The following is a 16,573-nucleotide window of genomic DNA, read 5'->3' as shown; positions in this document are numbered from 1 at the left end:
CGGCTATCAGTTGGGGCGCGATAAAGGTGCGGGGCCTGGCATCGGTGCGGGCTTGGGATTCCGGCATGCGGGCTTGGGCGTGGACTATGCGTTTGTGCCCTTCGGGGATTTGGGCGACACGCACAGGGTCAGCTTGTCGTTGAAGTTTTAGTTTTCGTCGCGCCTTTTAACAGCTCATCTAATACCGCGACTTGAGAAGCGAACGAATCCGAATAACTGCATAAAGAAGCGTAGGCTTCGGGAAGCTGATCCAAAACATAGGGATCGCCGAAGGAAACAGCCAGTAGAGGCGTTTGAGGCGCGCTTTGCCGCGCCAAATCGTTGATGGTTTTAATTTCTTGAGCATCGAGCCCGATGGCGCCGGCAAAGGCGCGCGGTTTGTGAAAAATACCCAGAACAAGAGGCCAATCCTGATTTTTTGAGCTCGGTTTGATGGGATGATAGCGTCGCGCCTCAAGCAGTTTTCTAAAGGAATCGGCGCGGCTTTTATCATGCATGAACCGGATCAGGTTGCGCGCCGCCGTGCCCAGGTTTGGGAATGAGCGCCGGATGCTTCCTAAATTCCAACCCCGTAGGTTTTGAAGTTTGACTTTATTGTTGCCGAATTCCATATAGCGCAGGTTCGCGGGCGCCGCAGGAAGCGCCGGGCCGGGCCGCCGCCATTGAATCGAGGCGCGGGCCAGCAACAGCGCGGATTTGGCATGTTCTTCCTCGAGCCTGTGGAATGTTTCGCGCGAAAAGGCGGCTGTCGGCTGCGGCAGGCGTGCGGCTAAAGCCTTGATCCTACCCAATGCGCGCTCAACGGCGGCTTGAGGCAGGCGCCCTTGTCCATAAAGATTTTTGATGATACGGATGGCGGCCCGGGAATCCGGAGGGTAAAGGAGCAGGTCGTTGCCCGCTTCCAGCGCCAACAAAATCGCTTCTTCTTCGCCGAAATTTTTCTGAATGGCGCCCATCATCAAAGCGTCGGTGACGACCAAACCGTCGAAACCCAGCCGTTTCCTTAAAATATCCGTGACCCAGCGCCGGGATAGGGAAGCCGGCTTGGCGTCCACGTCAGGGCCGGCGATATGAGCCGTCATCACGGACTCGGCCGTAGCGGAAAGCGCTTCATAGGGTTTGAGGTCATGATCGTTCATGGCCGCCAGCGGCCGCTCAATGGCGGCCAGATCAAGATGAGAATCAACGCGCGTATCGCCGTGGCCAGGAAAGTGCTTGAGGCAGCCGGCAATGCCTTGGCTGTTTAAGCCTTCCAGAAAAGACCGGGCATGGGCGGTAACTTCCTGATGCCCGGACCCGAAGGCCCGGGTGCTGACAATGGGGTTATCCGGACGCAGATTAAGATCGACCACCGGAGCGAACGCCCAATTAATGCCCACGGCCTTGGCTTGACGCCCGGTGATTTCTCCTTTCAGGCGGGCGTTTGCCGTATCCCGGCTTTGGCCGATGCCCATGCTAGACGTCAGTTCAACCGCGTCTTGCAATTGGCTGCCGGCTCCGTTTTCAAAATCCGCCGCGAATAAGAGAGGCGATTGCGCGGCCATCAGCAGCCTGCGGGTCAGTTCGTAGGTTTCCCGCGCCGTACCCCCATATAAACAGAAGCCGGAGACTCCTTCTTTGGCCAAGGATTCGGCTTCTTTGGGGTCGTGAACGCCGAAACGGAAGGCCGGCATCACCAAAGCCGCAATCTTGTGCATATGCCGGTATCATATCGAATAAGCCCGCATTCACGAGCCTGTCCTTGCTTTTTGACCTATGGGCTGGTACATATAAAAGAGGCCTTTTTCGAGGGAAAATGAGTCGTTTTATTTATCCATTTATCATGATGATGATCATGCCCTGGACGCTTGAAGCCAGGGATCTGGAGCTTGTTGATTTGGAGGGATTGAGCGAAAAAATCATCTGCAATGATGACGGCGCAGGAGAGGAAACGGAAGATGAAGGTTCCGGAAATTCGGCCGGAGCAGGAGCGTCCTGCAGCCGCGTCGTCAGCAGATTAGACAGCATGATCGATCAAGCCGCAGCCGGCATTAAATTTACGGTTTCAAACGGCGATTGGGGGCAGTTGGAGAGTCTGGCCGGTTCCGGGGATGGCGCTGATTACACTGAAATGATGCGTTTATTGGGGAGTATTCGTCCGGCCCGAACCGCAGCTTTAACGGATTCAAGCACGCGTCTGGGCGAAGAAGCCAATCAGGGCGCTAATTCAGGGCATACCGTGGGCACGCGCACATTCGGCGGCGGCCGCAAAGGAGATGGTGGAGGGTCCGGGGGCCGTTCAGCAGCGGCTGTCCCTCTCCCATTTAATATTTCGGTGGACGTGGAAGCGGCGATGCCCGCCAGCAGAAGACGTTCGCGTGTTCATGATCCCGGCGGCATCGAACCGGCTGAGGTCAGGCCGGCGGCTGCGCGTTATACGGGGGACGAGGTTTCAGGCGAAACATCGCCCACGGCGATCCGGCCCAATCGAACCGGCCCTACGGGGAGGCCGGAACTCCATCAATCCACGCTGCCGCCGCCATTGGGTACCCCGGCTTCGGGAGGCATGTCTTTTAATTGCGCGCGCCAACGAACGCAGTTGTTAAGGGAACTTCGTGTCAGGAATTGCCCAACGCCCAATCAAAAAGCGCGCGAACTTTGCGCGGACGGGGGCGTGATCACCCTGCCGGCCAGAGGCGCTGCAGACGCCTGCCCATAAAAATAGGGACAGACACCATTGTCCTTTTTCAGGTGATTAATTTTCCAAGAATTTGCGGTTTTCCCGTGGCGCCTGTTGTCTGCGGCAAATGATTGGGCCGTCCGCGCCAAGCGCACCAGGCCATCAGCGCAAACGCCATGGCTTCTTTGGCTTCGGCATGAACGCCATAATGATCCGTGGGCGCGATGGGATGCCCGGGGAGGCGCTCCTTAAGCAGTTTCATCAGCAGCAGGTTATGCACGCCGCCGCCGCTGGCGAGAACCGGAGAGCGGGGGAATTTTTTGATGGCCGTTGAAATCGTTTCAGCCGTCAACGCAGCCAAAGTGGCCAGCTTGTCTTCAATCCTTTTTATTTTTCCGAAGCCGCGTTCGAGAAAGTTTTGATTGAACAGCTCCCGCCCGGTGGATTTGGGAGGGTTTTTCAAAAAATAGGCATGGCCGCAGGCCCGCCGCAAAGCGGCATCATCGATGGTCCCGCGCCCGGCCCGGCGGCCGTCTTGATCATACGCCATGCGTCCGCGCGTCGAGAGTGAGACCGCCAAATCCATCAGGCAATTGCCGGGACCGGTGTCGAAGGCGATGACATGTTCCGGTTTTTCGGATACGATCGTGATATTGGCGATGCCCCCGATATTGAGGCAAATCACCGGCGCGAGGCGATGAAAGCGGAACCAATCAAAAAAAGGCGCCAACGGAGCGCCTTGGCCGCCGGCCGCCATATCCCCGGGCCTGAAATCTGCGATGACGGGCAGGCCCAAACGCTCGGCGATTATGGCCGGCTCCCCGATTTGCAATGTATTGGCCGGCCGGTCATCCGGGCCGTGGTAAATGGTTTGGCCGTGGCTGCCGATGATTTCGACGGAGAGTTTCGGATTTTTGATTTTTAGCCGGCGAACTTCGTCGCCGGCGGCCCGGGCGAAAAATTCGCCCAGTTCGAAATTGAGCCGGGAAATTTCCGGAGTTTTCATGTCGACGGCGGCTAGGACGCGCCGTCTCAGTTGCGCTGGGTAAGGGTAGGTTCGATGAGCGATTAATTCAACCGGCTTTTTTTTGTTCGACTCGTCGATGTTGATCACCGCGGTCGTGACGCCGTCCGCGGACGTGCCGGAAATCAGTCCCAATGCGCAGCGATGCGTCATGTCAGCGCCGAGCGCAAGGAATGGCGGTGTTTGGACAGGAGCCGGATGGCTTGGGAGCGGTTGACGCCTTTTTTAGCCATGACAATGGCTACTTTGCTGCGGCCTTTAGCCAAGCGCAGATGCCTGAGGGCCTGGCTGCGATTAAGGCCGGTCAATTCCTGCACGATGCGGATGGCGCGTTCCTTGAGCTTGTTTGATTTGATTTCAAGATCGACCATCAAATTGCCGTAAACCTTGCCCAGGCGCACCATGGCCGCGGTGGTGATCATATTCAAGGCCATTTTAGTAGCGGTGCCGGCTTTGAGCCGGGTCGAGCCCGCAATGACCTCCGGGCCCACGTTGAGAGAAATCAGAACGTCGATTTTAAATGTTGAGCGGCGAGCGCTGAATTCTGAATTGCAAGTCACCAGGATGACCCGGCAATCGCGGCGCCGCGCTTCTTTGAGAGCGGCCAGCACAAAGGGGGTGATGCCGCTGGCGGCGATCCCGATCACCACATCGCCGGGCCGGATTTTCAGGCGAACGGCCCGGCGTCCCGCGAAAGCGTCGTCTTCCGCGCCCTCCTGGGACCTAAAAACCGCCTTTGACCCTCCGGCCATAATGGCCTGAATGCGGGCGGGCGGCGTATGAAAAGTGGGCGGGCATTCCGCCGCTTCCATAACACCCAACCGGCCGCTGGTGCCCGCGCCGACGAAAAAAATGCGGCGCCCTAGCCGCCAGGCATCCACAACCATGGCCACGGCGCGCTTGATCGAGGATAATCCGGACTTGAGGGCGCGAATCGCAGACTCATCTTCTTGATTAATGACATTAAGGATCGCGCCTGCGTCCAACGTATCGATGGTTGTGGTTTTTGGGTTGACCCGTTCGGTGGCCAATCCGTGGTATTTGCGCATAGGGCCATAATAGTGAATTTGATCGAGGCAGCGAATATTTCGTATATAGGCCTAAAGTCCTATTGGGATACAGGCTCAGGCTTGGGTAAATTTGCCCAATAGGCCCATTTATTGCTTCAATACTTCTGTAAAAATAAAATAAGGTTATGATTCGGGTGGGAATGCGAGGATTAGCGATTATAGCGGGGCTATTGGCGGCCCTATACCCTTACGCCTGGGGGGTCCCCTTAACCCCTGAAGCCACGGAAACCAATAAGTTTTTATCTAATTTAACCAGCGGCGGTTTCGCGAAAGCGGCGGTCGTGGGCATCTTAGAAGACATCACCCCTGTATGGAATTTGCTGCCGTTTGAACTGTCCCCTCTTGAAGATGAAATCAGCCGGTTGGTGGAACGCGAGACGGTCCGGCGGGCCAGCATGCTGGTTCGAACAGGGGTTGGTGAAATCGGTTTAACGGGCCCGCTTTCCTTATCAAGCGGCGTTTATGTGCCCGGCAGCGCTTCAGCCCGCCGTTCAAATTCTTCGCGGCGGCCGGTCAGGTTGCGCGCCAAAGTTTCGCCGCATCGCATCGGCCTATCTTTTCTTCTGCGTTTTTAAGCGACGACAATCCTTGAGCCGTTATCCTTGGGGGGATTTTTTATTTAAAGAGGCCGTTGGTTCAGTAGAGGCTCTTTATTGTGCACTTTTTTCCAGTAGGCGGCCACCGGGGTTCCAAAAATGTACAACACGGGGATGGCGATCAGCATGGCCGCAGGCCCGAAGCGGATCATCACAAGCGCCGCAAGCAGGGCCAAAAAAATCGCATTGCGCTTAAAGTGGGATGATTTTTTGACGGGAGCCTTGAGGCTGCGGTAGGGAAAGTGCGAAACCATCAGGAAGCCCAGCGCGGCGAAGAGAAAAATCATGGCCCGGCGCAGTCCTGTTTCATGGCCCTCAAAGATGGAATTGCCCAGTCCCTGGCCTAGAAACAGCAGCAGGGCCACCCACATCAAGGAAGCCCCGGTAATCGGCAGGCCGTCGAAATACGCGCCGGGTTTCGACGCTTGACCGGCGCTTTGATTGAAGCGAGCCAGGCGGAAAGCCCCGGACAGAAGATAGGCGAGGCACGCCCCGAAACTGAAGAAACTGGGGCGATCATCAAATAAACATACGTAAAAAACAATGACCGGAGCCACGCCGAAACTGACTAAATCAGCCAGGGAATCAAGCTCAAGACCGAGGGCGGAACTGACATGCATTTTCCTCGCCACAAAACCATCCAAGAAATCGCAGCAGCAGGCCACGAAAAGCAACGCCCCTAAGATTGTAAAAAAGCGCGCCGAATCCTCAAAAAACATGTCCCGTTTGGTCAGGGCCAGCCAAATGACCATAAAACCAAAACCCAAGTTGCCCAACGTCAGCATGGTCGGGATCCACTCGCGTTTTAATTTCTTTTTAATGTTCATATCCCCCGATGACGCTTCGTCCGGCGTCAACCTTGTCCCCGACGCGGATTTTGAGATTCACCCGCTCTTTGGGCAGCTCAATTTCCACGCGGGAGCCTAATAATATCATGCCCAACCGTTCCCCTGGTTTCAAGGAGCTTCCTTCCTCGGTCCAGGTGAGTATCCTTCGCACCAGAAACCCCGTGATTTGGCGAACGACGCAAAGACCCAGCCTCGGGTTTTGAATTTCGATGGTCGCCGAAGCATTGAGGTGCGAGGCTTGTGGATCGTAAGCCGGCAAGAATTTTCCGTTTTTCCGGGTGATTCGCGTCACCTTGCCCTCGAACGGAACCCATTGCACATGAACGTCGATGGGGGAAAGAAAAACGCCGATGCGAAGCCGCCTATCCGCGGGATTGGCCCCGGGAATCTCGGTGATATCCGTGACTTTCCCTTCGGCAGGGGAAATAATGGGCTGTTCTCCCGGCTTAAGACGGCTCAATTCTTCCGGGTTCGGCCGGCGTTGAGGATCCCTGAAAAACCACGCAACCAGAGAAGTGATCACGGCCAGAATACCCGTGATCGCCCACGCTGTCATGGTTTGAGACGCCCAGGCCCAATAACCGGCGGCCAGCGTTGTCGTCGAAAAGCCGATTATCCACCGCCAGCCCTGGGCGGCTATGGGCCAGCGTCCTCCGGAGCTCGTCGAAGTTTCCGAGACGGAATTTTTTTTAGGAGGACGCTGGGTTATCGTCGCCGGCCCCCGCCGCCCTCGCCTGCGCCTTGGCGTCGTTCCCCGCGGTTTTGCATCCGGTCGCCCTGACGCTGCATGCGTTCCCCGCGGTTTTCGCGATGCTCGCCCCTGTTTTGCATCCGGTCGCCCTGGTGTTCCATCCGTTCCCCGCGTTTTTCCATTTTATCGGCCCGGTGCTCCATATGATTGGCCGCGCGTTCGTGCCCCGAGGCATCCAGGCGTTCGGCTTTTTTGTCCAAATGCTCCGCTCTCTTTTGCACGCGTTCGCCGCGTTCCTCGCGACGCTCGCCGCGGTTTTCAAGCCGCTCTCCTTGATTTTCCAAGCGCTCGCCGCGGTTTTCTCGCCGTTCGCCTTTATTCTCAAGCCGCTCGCCCTGATTCTCTAAACGTTCGCCGCGTTCCTCGCGACGCTCATCGCGGTTTTCCAAACGTTTGCCGGCATGCCGTTTGATTTTTCTGCGCCTGTGCCCGGGGGCGTTCTCTGAATTGCCGGGGCCGCCTTCGGCGTTTTTCAGGGCCGGGCTGGCGGGCGTGGCTCCTGGCTCGCCGGGCGTCGGGTCAGCCGGGATTGTGCCGCTGGGTGTTTCATCCGGCGTTTGGGCTTGAAGAGAAGTCACGCCCATCAATCCGCCGAGCGCTAAAAAAGCGAACAGTTTCATTTTTTTGTTCATGTTTTTGTCCCTCCCAAAGTTATGATCGTTTTGTGCTCTTTGTCATCGATGATCAAGTGTACACCTTGAAATTGATCAATCAAGGTGCAAATGGTCACTTCAGAGATTATATAAATTGCGGTTGAATACCCCATGTGTTAGAATATTAGCAGTCTTGGCGTTTAACTGCTAATTATCAAAAGACATTTAATTACATGAGAATTTTGGAAGAAAAAGAGCGGCAAAGGCGCCGCAAGCGTTTGCTGCAAGCCGTTATTTTGGAGTACATCCATTCCGGTGATCCTGTGGCCAGCTCTACGGTTTCGAAAGTGGACGGCATGGATCTTTCCTCCGCGACCGTCAGGAATCTTCTTCATGATCTCGAGCAGGAGGGTTTATTGACCCAGCCGCATACATCGGCCGGCCGCGTCCCGACGGATAAAGGCTACCGTTATTATGTGGATTATCTCCTCGGTCTTCAGGAAGTTTTGGAGGCTGAGCAAGTTCGCATCGAGGAAGAATACCGCAAGCGCATGGGGGAGATCGAATCAGTCCTTTCCCAAACTTCCTATATGCTGGCTTATCTGTCCCATCATGCCGGTTTTGTTTTAAAACCAAAACTCGACGTCAGCGTCCTGCAAAGAATGGAGTTGATCCCCTGCGGCCAGGGCCGGGTCCTGCTGGTTTTGGTGGCGAAAAACGGATTGGCGCGTTCACGTTTGGTGGATGCGTCCCGCGATTTCAGCGAGGATGAATTGCGCCGGGTATCCCGTTGGGTGAACGATTCTTTTCAGGGAAGAACGTTCCAGGAATTATGCCTGGGTTTTGAAGCCCAGGTCAGCGACAAGATCGAGGAGGAGCTTCGCAGCACCCGGGATATCCTTCGGGCGTTTATGGAGCCGGTCGCGGCCATGGCCAAACAAGAAAACGACGGGGCGCTTTTGTTGGAGGGCGCGGCCAATGTGCTGACCTCCCCTGATTTCAGCGGAGCTTCGGTCACCATGAGGCGATTGGCCGATACTCTGGAGAACCGCGATGAAATGATGGCGCTTCTGAAGAAAGAGGTGGAACGGGCCGAGGCCAAAGCGCATAAAAGCGTTTCGGTCGTGATTGGGAGGGAGGCGTCTTCCCCGGAATTCAAAGATTTGGCGGTGGTCGCCCGGTCGTTCGAGACCGAGGATCATACGGTCGGGGTTTTGGGCATCTTAGGCCCCAAGCGTATGGAATACGGCCGCATGGTGTCTTTGGTGGAAGCCGTGCACCGCGCTTTGCAAAAGGCGCTGGAGAAATTAACCATCAGCGCCGAGCACGGCAAGGGAGGGTTGTTGCCCGATGACGCAGCAAAACGAATCGGTCCGACAGACAACGCCTGAGGCGGCGCCCTCCGTCGAGGATTCAGCGCGCGCCGAGAAATTGGCGGAGGTGGAGTTGGCCCGCCAGGCCTTGGCCGAAAAGGTCAGGCTCGCTGATGAATTCAAGGATCAATGGCTGCGGGCGATGTCCGATCTCGACAATTACCGCAAGCGTGTGGAAAAAGAGAAAGCCGACATCATGGGATTCGCCGTCAGCAGCGCGCTGGGCCTTTTCTTGCCCGTTTACGAGCAGCTTTGTCAGGGGCTGGGCCTTCTTGAGGCGTCTAAAACCGTCGACCCAAAGGTTAAAGAAGGGTTCTTGCTCATCGTTAAAAATATCGAGAAGATTTTTTCGGACCAAGGTTTGACGAAAGTCCCGGCTAAGGCCGGAGAGCGTTATGATCCCCTCTGCCATGAAGTCGTGGGCATTGAGGAAGGATCGGCTGATGAGGGCCTGATCGTGCGCGTCCAACAGGACGGCTATCGTCTGGGCGGCCGCCTACTGCGGCCGGCGCGCATCGTGGTCTCGGCTAAGGCCAAAAACAGCAAGGATTCATTGAAGTCATAGGAGGCATGTTATGTCAAAGATTATCGGTATCGATCTCGGAACATCCAATACCGCGGCTGCGGTGATGGAAGGCGGGAAATCCGTCATCGTCCCCAGCGCGGAAGGAACCACCGTGGGGGGCAAAGCCTTCCCGTCCTACGTCGCGTTCACCAAGGACAACCAGCTCTTAGTCGGCGAGCCCGCCCGGCGTCAGGCCGTGGCCAATCCTGAGGGAACGGCGGCGGCGTTTAAGCGCAAAATGGGCACGGATTTCAAATACCATTTGCAGGGCAAGGATTACACGCCCCAGCAATTGTCCGCTTTCCTTTTGCAAAAGGTCAAACGCGACGCCGAGGCGTTTTTAGGCGATAAAGTCGAGAAAGCCGTGATCACGGTCCCGGCGTATTTCAATGATAACCAGCGCCAGGCCACCAAAGACGCCGGGCAAATCGCGGGTTTGGAAGTCGTGCGCATCGTCAATGAGCCCACGGCCGCCTGTTTGGCTTATGGGCTTGATAAAAAAGGCAAAGAAGAAAAAATCATGGTCTTTGATCTGGGCGGCGGCACGCTGGACGTCACGGTCATGGAGTTCGGCCACGGGGTTTTTGAAGTGATTTCGACGTCGGGCGACACTCAGTTGGGCGGCACGGACATGGATAATACTTTGGTCGATCATGTCACCGGGCAATTCCGCAAAGAGTCCGGCGTGGATTTGAAAAACGACGCCCAGGCCATGCAGCGGGTCCGGGAAGCCTGCGAAAAGGCCAAAATCGAGTTGTCCAATCTTTTTGAGACGGACTTGAACATCCCCTTCGTGGCCAACACCAAGGAAGGCCCCAAGCATTTGGCCATGAAATTGACGCGTTCGACCTTGGAGAGCCTCGTGGAATCCATCGTCAAACGCTGCAGGGAATCCATTGATCAGGCATTTTCCGACGGAAAATTAAAACCTGCGGACATCACGCGCATCATTTTGGTCGGCGGCCCGACGCGCATGCCCATCGTGCAGCGCTTCGTCGAGGATTACGTGGGCAAAAAAGTCGAGCGCGGCATCGATCCCATGGAGTGCGTGGCCATGGGCGCCGGTATTCAAGCCGCCGTGCTGACCGGCGAGGTCAAGGATATTTTGTTGTTGGACGTGACCCCCTTGACTTTAGGGATCGAGACGTTGGGCGGGATATTTACCCCGCTGATCGAGCGAAACACCACGATCCCGGTCAAAAAATCCCAGACATTCTCAACGGCGGCCGATAATCAGACCGCGGTGACCGTGCAAGTGCTCCAAGGCGAGCGCCCGATGGCCAAAGACAACGTGTCGCTGGGCCGTTTTGATTTGGTCGGGATTCCTCCGGCGCCCAGAGGTTTGCCTCAAATCGAGGTAACCTTCGACATCGACGCCAACGGCATCATCCATGTTATGGCCAAGGATTTGGGTACGGGCAAGGAGCAGAGAATTTCAGTGAGCGCGCCTAATAAGCTGGATAAAGCCGAGATCGATAAATTCGTCAAAGAAGCGGAGCGATTCGCCGATGAAGACAAGAAGAACAAGGAAGTCATCGAGGCCAAGAACGAATTGGATACGGCGGTGTACGCCACGGAAAAGGCCTTGAAGGATTACGGCGATAAAATTTCGCAGGAAGAACGATTGGCCGTAGAGCGCGAGCTGGAAGCCGCCAAAAATGCGTTGAAAGAAGACGATGCCGTGAAATTGCGCCAGGCCAAGGAAAAGCTCTTGGGCGCCAGCCATAAATTGGCCGAAGCCGTTTACAAGGACGCCCAGGCAAAATCAGCCGCGGGTGCTGCTGCCGGCGCCGCAGGCGGCGCCAAATCCGAAAACGGCAAGGATAAAGTCGTGGACGCTGAGGTTGTTGAAGAGCCTAAAGAAGGGGGCCAGTAACGAGTGCCGCGCGATCCTTATGAAGTTTTAGACGTTCCCAGAAACGCCACGGAAGAAGAACTTAAGCGGGCTTTTCGAAAACTCGCCCTTAAGTATCATCCCGACCGGAATCCGGGATCCCAAGAGGCTGAAAACAGCTTCAAGGAAATCAATGCCGCTTACGAAATCCTAAGCGACGCCAGAAAGCGTCAGCTTTACGATCAATACGGTTTCGCCGGCGTTGAATCAGGAGCTGCCGGCGGTCCGGGCGGGGCTCAAGGGTTCGGGGGCGCCGGAGATTTCGGGTTTGGGGATATCTTCGAGGATGTGGTTGAGGGCCTCTTTGGCGGCGCCCGCCGCTCGCGGCGCGTTCATAAAGGCGCGGATTTAAAATACGAGCTCAACGTGACTTTGGAAGAGTCTTACCGGGGAACCGAGATGCCGTTGAAAGTGAAAAAGAGGGAAGCCTGCCCAAAGTGTCACGGCACGCGCGCGAAACCGGGAACCACCCCTAAAACCTGCCCGACTTGCCACGGCTCCGGAAAGATTCAGATGGTGCACGGCTTTTTCGCCTTATCGCAAGCCTGCAATCGTTGCCATGGAGAAGGCCATATTGTGGAGAGCCTCTGCAATTTTTGCGGCGGCGCCGGGCGCGTGGAAAAAGCGGTGGAGGTCAGGTTGCGCATCGCGCCGGGCATCGCCACAGGCACCACATTGAGGATCAGCGGAGCGGGCGACGCCGGCGAGCGGGGCGCGACGCCCGGCGATCTTTACGTGCACGTCGTGGTCAAGGATGATCCGCGCTTCGAGCGCAACGGTGATGATTTGGTCCATGACGTGCGACTGACTTTTCCTAAAGTGGCGTTAGGTTGCGAGATCGAAGTTCCGACGTTGAACGGGGAGAAAACGCGGGTCAAGGTTCCGGCCGGAACGCAAAACGCCACCATGCTGCGCATCCGCGAGCGCGGCATGCCGCGTTTTCAGGGACGGGGCCACGGCGATTTGTTCGTGCGCGTTTCGGTCAATGTCCCTAAAGACTTGAGCGGCCATCAGAAAGAGCTGCTGGAGCATCTTGAGAAAAGTTTCGAAGAAGACAATGAGGGCTTTTTTAAGAAGGTATTCAAGCGATGAAAAAAAATAAAAGTTCCAACCTCGGCGCGTTCGGCCCCTTATTCAGCGACCCGGAACCTGAGCCGTCGGCCCCTTCTTCGGTCGACAGGCCGGCGGATGTTCCCGCGACCGTTTCTAAAAGCAGAGAATTTTTGAAGCGCCCCCTCGTTTTTCTTGATTTGGAAGCCACGGGCTTGGACACGGCCATGGACCGGATCGTCGAGATTTGTTTGATCCGCGTCACGCCCGACGGTCTCGATGAAAATTTTACCAGCAGGATCAATCCGGGCATTCCCATCCCGCCCGAATCCACGGCCATCCATGGCATTTCCGACGCGGATGTGCGCAATGCTCCGTTTTTCAAGGCTGTGGCCCCCAAAGTCGAGCAATTTTTAACGGACGCGGATTTGGGAGGCTACAATATCGCGCGTTTCGACGTGCCGATGCTGGCCAATGAATTGGCCCGCGCCGGCCTGTCCTTGGGCGCGGAGAGACGGCGCATCATCGACGCCATGAAAATTTTCCACAAAAAAGAATCCCGTGATTTGGCGGCCGCCTATAAATTTTATTGCCGAAAAACTCTGGAGTCTCATCACAGCGCGCAAGCGGACACGGCCGCGGCCAGGGATATTTTTTTCGGGCAGCTCGACATGTATCCGGATTTGCCCAAGGACGTTGACGCCTTGCACGCGTTCTGTAACGCGTTGGACAGCCGTTTCGTCGACGGCGAGGGGAAGTTTTCCTGGCGCCACGGCCAGGCGCATTTTAATTTCGGCAAGCACAAAGGCCATTCCCTTCAGGAAGTCGCCCGGATCGACCGGGATTATTTGATCTGGCTGATGGAAGGCTCCGGCTCGTCTCCCGAGTTGGCCGCCATCTGCCGCAACGCCTTGGACGGAGAGTTCCCACGCCGCAGTTCCTAGCCACTCACCTTAACGCGCAGTCGAAAACTTTTGAAATTGTGGGCCAAGAAGCCCGTCATATCGCGCGGGTATTGAGGAAAAAGCCGGGCGATGTTTTACGCTTGTTCGATGGCAAAGGTTCGGTTTTTTTCGGAGAAATTACGGAGGCCGTCCCTGAGCGGGTTGCCGGGCGCGTGCTTGAACATCCGCCCGCCAAATCAGCGGCCGCCGGTCATTGGCCCTGGGAAATTCATCTTTATCAGGCTTTGCCCAAGGGTTCAAAATGGGATTGGGTTTTGGAAAAGGGGACGGAAGTGGGCGTGACCCGTTTCGTGCCCCTGATTTCAGAGCGGACTATTGTCCGCGTGCCGAGCGGAGAAGTTTCCAGAAAAACCGCGCGCTGGAGAAAAATCGTCCAGGCCGCGGCCAAACAATGCGGGGTGGCGCGTTTGCCTATTGTGGAGGAGCCGCAGTCATTCGGCGAAGCCTTGCAGCAAGCGTCTAAAAAAGGCGGCCTTCTGCTTTTTGCCTGGGAATCCGAACTTGCCGAACCTATTTGGACGGCACTGGCTAATCAAAGCAAGCCTTCTTTAGTTTCGCTTTTTATCGGTCCTGAAGGAGGATGGAGTTTGGATGAAGCAGAGACAGCCAAAAAAGCGGGAACTCGTCCCGTGGGTTTAGGCCCCCAGGTGTTGCGCACGGAAACCGCGCCTATCGCAGCCATCGCTATGCTCAATGCTTTATTAAGCCGTTAACGATAAGCGTCTTTGCGGTGTTTAATACGGTAAACGTAGATAATTTTTGTTTTATCATCCACACGATAGAGAATACGCCAGTCTCCAGAGCGCAAGCGATAGCCTTGGTCCGCGGTTAATTTAAGACAGCCGGGAGGGCGGGGGTTGTCAGCCAAAACAGCGAGTTTCTTTTTGATCTGGTTGAAGATGAAAGAATCCAGCGAATCTAAATCCCTTTGCCCGGAAGGGAGAATTTTGAGGGCGTACATTACCTGCGGCGGGCTAGGTATTCTTCAAAGCTGACCGCTTCTTTTTCGTGCGGTTTGTTCATCTTAAAATCTAAAAGGTCTTCCTTGAGCTCTTCTTGCGCCAGTTTTTCTTCGATCGCTTTTTCCACGAAAAAACCCTGTTTAAGGCCATGGTCGGCGCAATAGCGGCTGACTCTCTCGGCTACCTTGGACTCGATTTTTACGGCCAATGTTTTTTTAGGCATCGCTTAGAGTCTACCATGAGAACCAATATTTTTCAACTATAGTTAGTAAATACTAACTTTTGCATACATTAGGCAAATGATCCCCAACCGGGGCCCATGAGATAGAATGAAAGGCGATGAAAGTTTACGTCACCAGTTTCGGGTGCCGGGTCAATCAATACGAGGGCGAGCGCGTGCGCGAGGGATTCGTTCGCCGTGGCGCTTTGTTCACGCCCGATTATCACGAGGCGGATGTCTGCGTCGTCAACACCTGCTCGGTGACGGATAACGCGGATAAAGACGCCCGCCGGTTGTTGAGAAAAATCGGCCGTGACAACCCGGCGGCCAAACTCGTCATCACCGGCTGTTACGCGTCCAGGGCGCCCGGAGAGCTTCAGGATTTATTTCCGCAGGCCTTGATCGTGGGCAATGAAGGCAAAGATTCCATCCCGGCGTTAGCGGATTGTTCCATGGGTTTGGGGACCGACGGCCGTGCGATTTCCTCTTTTTACGGGCATACGCGGGCGTATATCAAGGTTCAGGACGGGTGCAATATGCGCTGCACCTATTGCATTATCCCAAGCACGCGCCCGGCGATGGAATCAAGGCCCGTGGCTGAAATTTTGGCGGAGATCGAGGGCTTGCTCCGAGCCGGCTACAAAGAATTCGTTCTTTGCGGAATTCGCTTGGGAAGGTACTGGGATCGCAGCGCGGATCCTGACGGAAAATCCGTTGATTTGCCGGGATTAATCGAGCGCATCGCGGCCCTGGACGGCGATTTTCGCATCCGCTTGTCCTCAATCGAGATCACGGATTTAACCGACCGTTTTTTGGCCGCTTATGCCAAAACGCCCAAAACCGTGCCGTATTTTCATCTTCCCTTGCAATCCGGCAGCGATGCGGTCTTAGCCTCCATGAAGCGCTGGTACGGCACCCGTTTTTATGGCGAGCGCATTGAAGCCGCCCGGCGTTCGCTGGGGCAGAGCCTGGCTATTTTTACGGATTTGATGATCGGTTTTCCTTCGGAAACAGGGGAGCTTTTTGATGAATCGTTGGCTTTCGCCCGTAAGATCGGATTCGCAGGCATGCACATTTTTCGCTTCAGCTCCAGGCAGGGAACGCCGGCCGCCTCTATGGAGAACGTTGTTGACGTCCTGGAGCTGGACCGGCGGTTCAAGGATTCGCATGCCCTTGATGGGGAGCTTCGCGCGGCCTTTGCCGGGCGCTTTATCGGACGGCAGCTTCGCGTCTTATGGGAGGAAGCGGCGTTGGAGGGACTCAAGGGTCATGCCGAGAATTTCCTTCCGGTCGTCGAAATGCGGCAAGGCCGGGACCAGTCGCCGCGCGCCAATGAATGGCAAACTGTTACAATCAATCATGCGGATGGGAGCCGGTTGATCGCCAGTCATGCCTAATTGCCTATTTTGCCGCATCATCGAAGGGGAAACGCAGTCGCAGCAGGTGTTCGCCAATGACCGTTTGGTGGCTTTTAAAGACATCAATCCTCAGGCGCCGGTGCATATCCTGATCGTGCCGAAAAAGCATGTGGCGGCCTTGTCATTGGCCGAAGTCGAGGACCGGGACATATTGGGGGAGATCCAATTGACGGCCAAGAATATCGCGGCCAGCATGAAATTGGAAGGTTTTCGCCTGGTTTTAAATAATGGTAGAATAGCGGGGCAAAGCGTGGATCATATCCACTATCATCTTTTAGGCGGCCGGCGATTGACGTGGCCGCCCGGATGAGCGGTTCGAATGTTCCGTGATTTGACAAAATTGGGTCTTTTTTTTGTGAGGTGATTGATTGTGCCAGAAGTGAGAGTCAGGGAAGGGGAACCCGTCGAGGAGGCCCTGCGTCGTTTTAAGAGAGAATGCGAACGGGAAGGGATTCTTCAAGAGATCAGAAAGAGAGAGTTTTTTGTCCCGCCTTCGGTCCGGCGTAAACAAAAATTGGCTGAGGCCAGGCGAAAGCTCCGCCGCCGCCGTACTTATTAGAACGCGGTCCATTGAGTTCGGTGTTT

20 protein-coding genes are annotated in these 16,573 nt (G+C 55.7%); 12 read left to right on the top strand and 8 right to left on the bottom strand.

The genetic code is table 11. The features are described 5' to 3' along the window. Positions 1-151, top strand: a 151-nt coding sequence (locus HYT79_09580; GenBank protein ID MBI2070835.1) for a hypothetical protein, incomplete at its 5' end; no start/stop codon positions are given. Here HYT79_09580 and HYT79_09575 read toward each other — a convergent pair. Then, complete coding sequence (locus HYT79_09575; GenBank protein ID MBI2070834.1) at positions 129-1,697, bottom strand: hypothetical protein; 1,569 nt, start codon at positions 1,695-1,697, stop codon at positions 129-131. The genes HYT79_09580 and HYT79_09575 overlap by 23 nt on opposite strands. 98 nt (positions 1,698-1,795) lie before the next feature. Between HYT79_09575 and HYT79_09570 the strand changes: the two genes are divergently transcribed. Continuing rightward, entirely contained in the window at positions 1,796-2,698 is a 903-nt protein-coding gene (locus HYT79_09570) for a hypothetical protein (GenBank protein MBI2070833.1), read from the top strand. Between the two features lie 28 nt (positions 2,699-2,726). Here HYT79_09570 and HYT79_09565 read toward each other — a convergent pair whose 3' ends face one another. Then, positions 2,727-3,836 (bottom strand): anhydro-N-acetylmuramic acid kinase, encoded by a 1,110-nt coding sequence (locus tag HYT79_09565; GenBank protein MBI2070832.1) that lies wholly within the window; start codon positions 3,834-3,836, stop codon positions 2,727-2,729. Then, positions 3,833-4,732, bottom strand: a complete 900-nt coding sequence (gene murQ, locus HYT79_09560) for an N-acetylmuramic acid 6-phosphate etherase (protein ID MBI2070831.1) — start codon at positions 4,730-4,732, stop codon at positions 3,833-3,835. The genes HYT79_09565 and murQ overlap by 4 nt, the downstream gene beginning before the upstream one ends. 146 nt (positions 4,733-4,878) lie before the next feature. Between murQ and HYT79_09555 the strand changes: the two genes are divergently transcribed. Next, complete coding sequence (locus HYT79_09555; GenBank protein MBI2070830.1) at positions 4,879-5,328, top strand: hypothetical protein; 450 nt, start codon at positions 4,879-4,881, stop codon at positions 5,326-5,328. A gap of 44 nt (positions 5,329-5,372) precedes the next feature. Here HYT79_09555 and HYT79_09550 read toward each other — a convergent pair whose 3' ends face one another. The 3 genes from HYT79_09550 to HYT79_09540 form a co-directional block, all read right to left on the bottom strand. Continuing rightward, complete coding sequence (locus tag HYT79_09550) at positions 5,373-6,176, bottom strand: CDP-alcohol phosphatidyltransferase family protein (protein MBI2070829.1); 804 nt, start codon at positions 6,174-6,176, stop codon at positions 5,373-5,375. Continuing rightward, on the bottom strand, positions 6,166-6,753 hold the full coding sequence (locus HYT79_09545; GenBank protein ID MBI2070828.1) for a phosphatidylserine decarboxylase: 588 nt from the start codon (positions 6,751-6,753) through the stop codon (positions 6,166-6,168). The genes HYT79_09550 and HYT79_09545 overlap by 11 nt, the downstream gene beginning before the upstream one ends. Positions 6,754-6,902: 149 nt before the next feature. After that, positions 6,903-7,580 carry a hypothetical protein gene (locus tag HYT79_09540; protein ID MBI2070827.1) on the bottom strand — a complete coding sequence of 226 codons (678 nt, stop codon included), beginning with the start codon at positions 7,578-7,580 and terminating at the stop codon, positions 6,903-6,905. Positions 7,581-7,774: 194 nt separating this feature from the next. Here HYT79_09540 and hrcA point away from each other — a divergent pair, with 194 nt between their 5' ends. Genes hrcA through HYT79_09510 form a run of 6 tightly spaced genes read left to right on the top strand, consistent with a single transcriptional unit; the run spans position 7,775 to position 14,101 of the window. Further along, a complete protein-coding gene (gene hrcA / locus HYT79_09535; GenBank protein MBI2070826.1) occupies positions 7,775-8,932 on the top strand; it encodes a heat-inducible transcription repressor HrcA in 1,158 nt (385 codons plus the stop codon). Beyond that, a complete protein-coding gene (locus tag HYT79_09530; GenBank protein MBI2070825.1) occupies positions 8,892-9,479 on the top strand; it encodes a nucleotide exchange factor GrpE in 588 nt (195 codons plus the stop codon). The genes hrcA and HYT79_09530 overlap by 41 nt, the downstream gene beginning before the upstream one ends. 10 nt (positions 9,480-9,489) lie before the next feature. Next, the gene (gene dnaK, locus HYT79_09525) at positions 9,490-11,355 is read left to right on the top strand and encodes a molecular chaperone DnaK (GenBank protein ID MBI2070824.1); all 1,866 of its coding nucleotides are present in this window, start codon (positions 9,490-9,492) and stop codon (positions 11,353-11,355) included. Positions 11,356-11,358: 3 nt separating this feature from the next. Continuing rightward, positions 11,359-12,465 carry a molecular chaperone DnaJ gene (dnaJ, locus tag HYT79_09520; protein ID MBI2070823.1) on the top strand — a complete coding sequence of 369 codons (1,107 nt, stop codon included), beginning with the start codon at positions 11,359-11,361 and terminating at the stop codon, positions 12,463-12,465. Then, positions 12,462-13,367, top strand: a complete 906-nt coding sequence (locus HYT79_09515) for a 3'-5' exonuclease (protein ID MBI2070822.1) — start codon at positions 12,462-12,464, stop codon at positions 13,365-13,367. Before dnaJ ends, HYT79_09515 begins: the two co-directional genes overlap by 4 nt. Then, the gene (locus HYT79_09510; protein ID MBI2070821.1) at positions 13,277-14,101 is read left to right on the top strand and encodes a 16S rRNA (uracil(1498)-N(3))-methyltransferase; all 825 of its coding nucleotides are present in this window, start codon (positions 13,277-13,279) and stop codon (positions 14,099-14,101) included. The genes HYT79_09515 and HYT79_09510 overlap by 91 nt, the downstream gene beginning before the upstream one ends. Here HYT79_09510 and HYT79_09505 read toward each other — a convergent pair. Together HYT79_09505 and HYT79_09500 are read right to left on the bottom strand one after the other, a co-directional pair. Beyond that, positions 14,098-14,349: a type II toxin-antitoxin system RelE/ParE family toxin gene (locus HYT79_09505; protein ID MBI2070820.1), complete on the bottom strand. Its 252-nt coding sequence runs from the start codon at positions 14,347-14,349 to the stop codon at positions 14,098-14,100. The two genes, HYT79_09510 and HYT79_09505, sit on opposite strands and share 4 nt — an antisense overlap. Next, positions 14,349-14,573 (bottom strand): hypothetical protein, encoded by a 225-nt coding sequence (locus HYT79_09500; protein MBI2070819.1) that lies wholly within the window; start codon positions 14,571-14,573, stop codon positions 14,349-14,351. Before HYT79_09500 ends, HYT79_09505 begins: the two co-directional genes overlap by 1 nt. A gap of 116 nt (positions 14,574-14,689) precedes the next feature. On the opposite strand from HYT79_09500, the gene HYT79_09495 reads away from it, so the two are divergent. The 3 genes from HYT79_09495 to rpsU are packed head-to-tail and all read left to right on the top strand — an operon-like array spanning position 14,690 to position 16,547. After that, positions 14,690-15,967, top strand: a complete 1,278-nt coding sequence (locus HYT79_09495) for a MiaB/RimO family radical SAM methylthiotransferase (protein ID MBI2070818.1) — start codon at positions 14,690-14,692, stop codon at positions 15,965-15,967. Continuing rightward, complete coding sequence (locus HYT79_09490) at positions 15,960-16,298, top strand: histidine triad nucleotide-binding protein (GenBank protein MBI2070817.1); 339 nt, start codon at positions 15,960-15,962, stop codon at positions 16,296-16,298. Before HYT79_09495 ends, HYT79_09490 begins: the two co-directional genes overlap by 8 nt. Before the next feature lie 60 nt (positions 16,299-16,358). Next, on the top strand, positions 16,359-16,547 hold the full coding sequence (rpsU, locus tag HYT79_09485; protein ID MBI2070816.1) for a 30S ribosomal protein S21: 189 nt from the start codon (positions 16,359-16,361) through the stop codon (positions 16,545-16,547). Positions 16,548-16,573: the final 26 nt, after the last annotated feature.

It is taken from the genome of Elusimicrobiota bacterium, assembly GCA_016180815.1.
Lineage (GTDB): Bacteria > Elusimicrobiota > Elusimicrobia > JACQPE01 > JACQPE01 > JACPAN01.
This window is presented reverse-complemented; position numbering and strand designations above follow the sequence as displayed.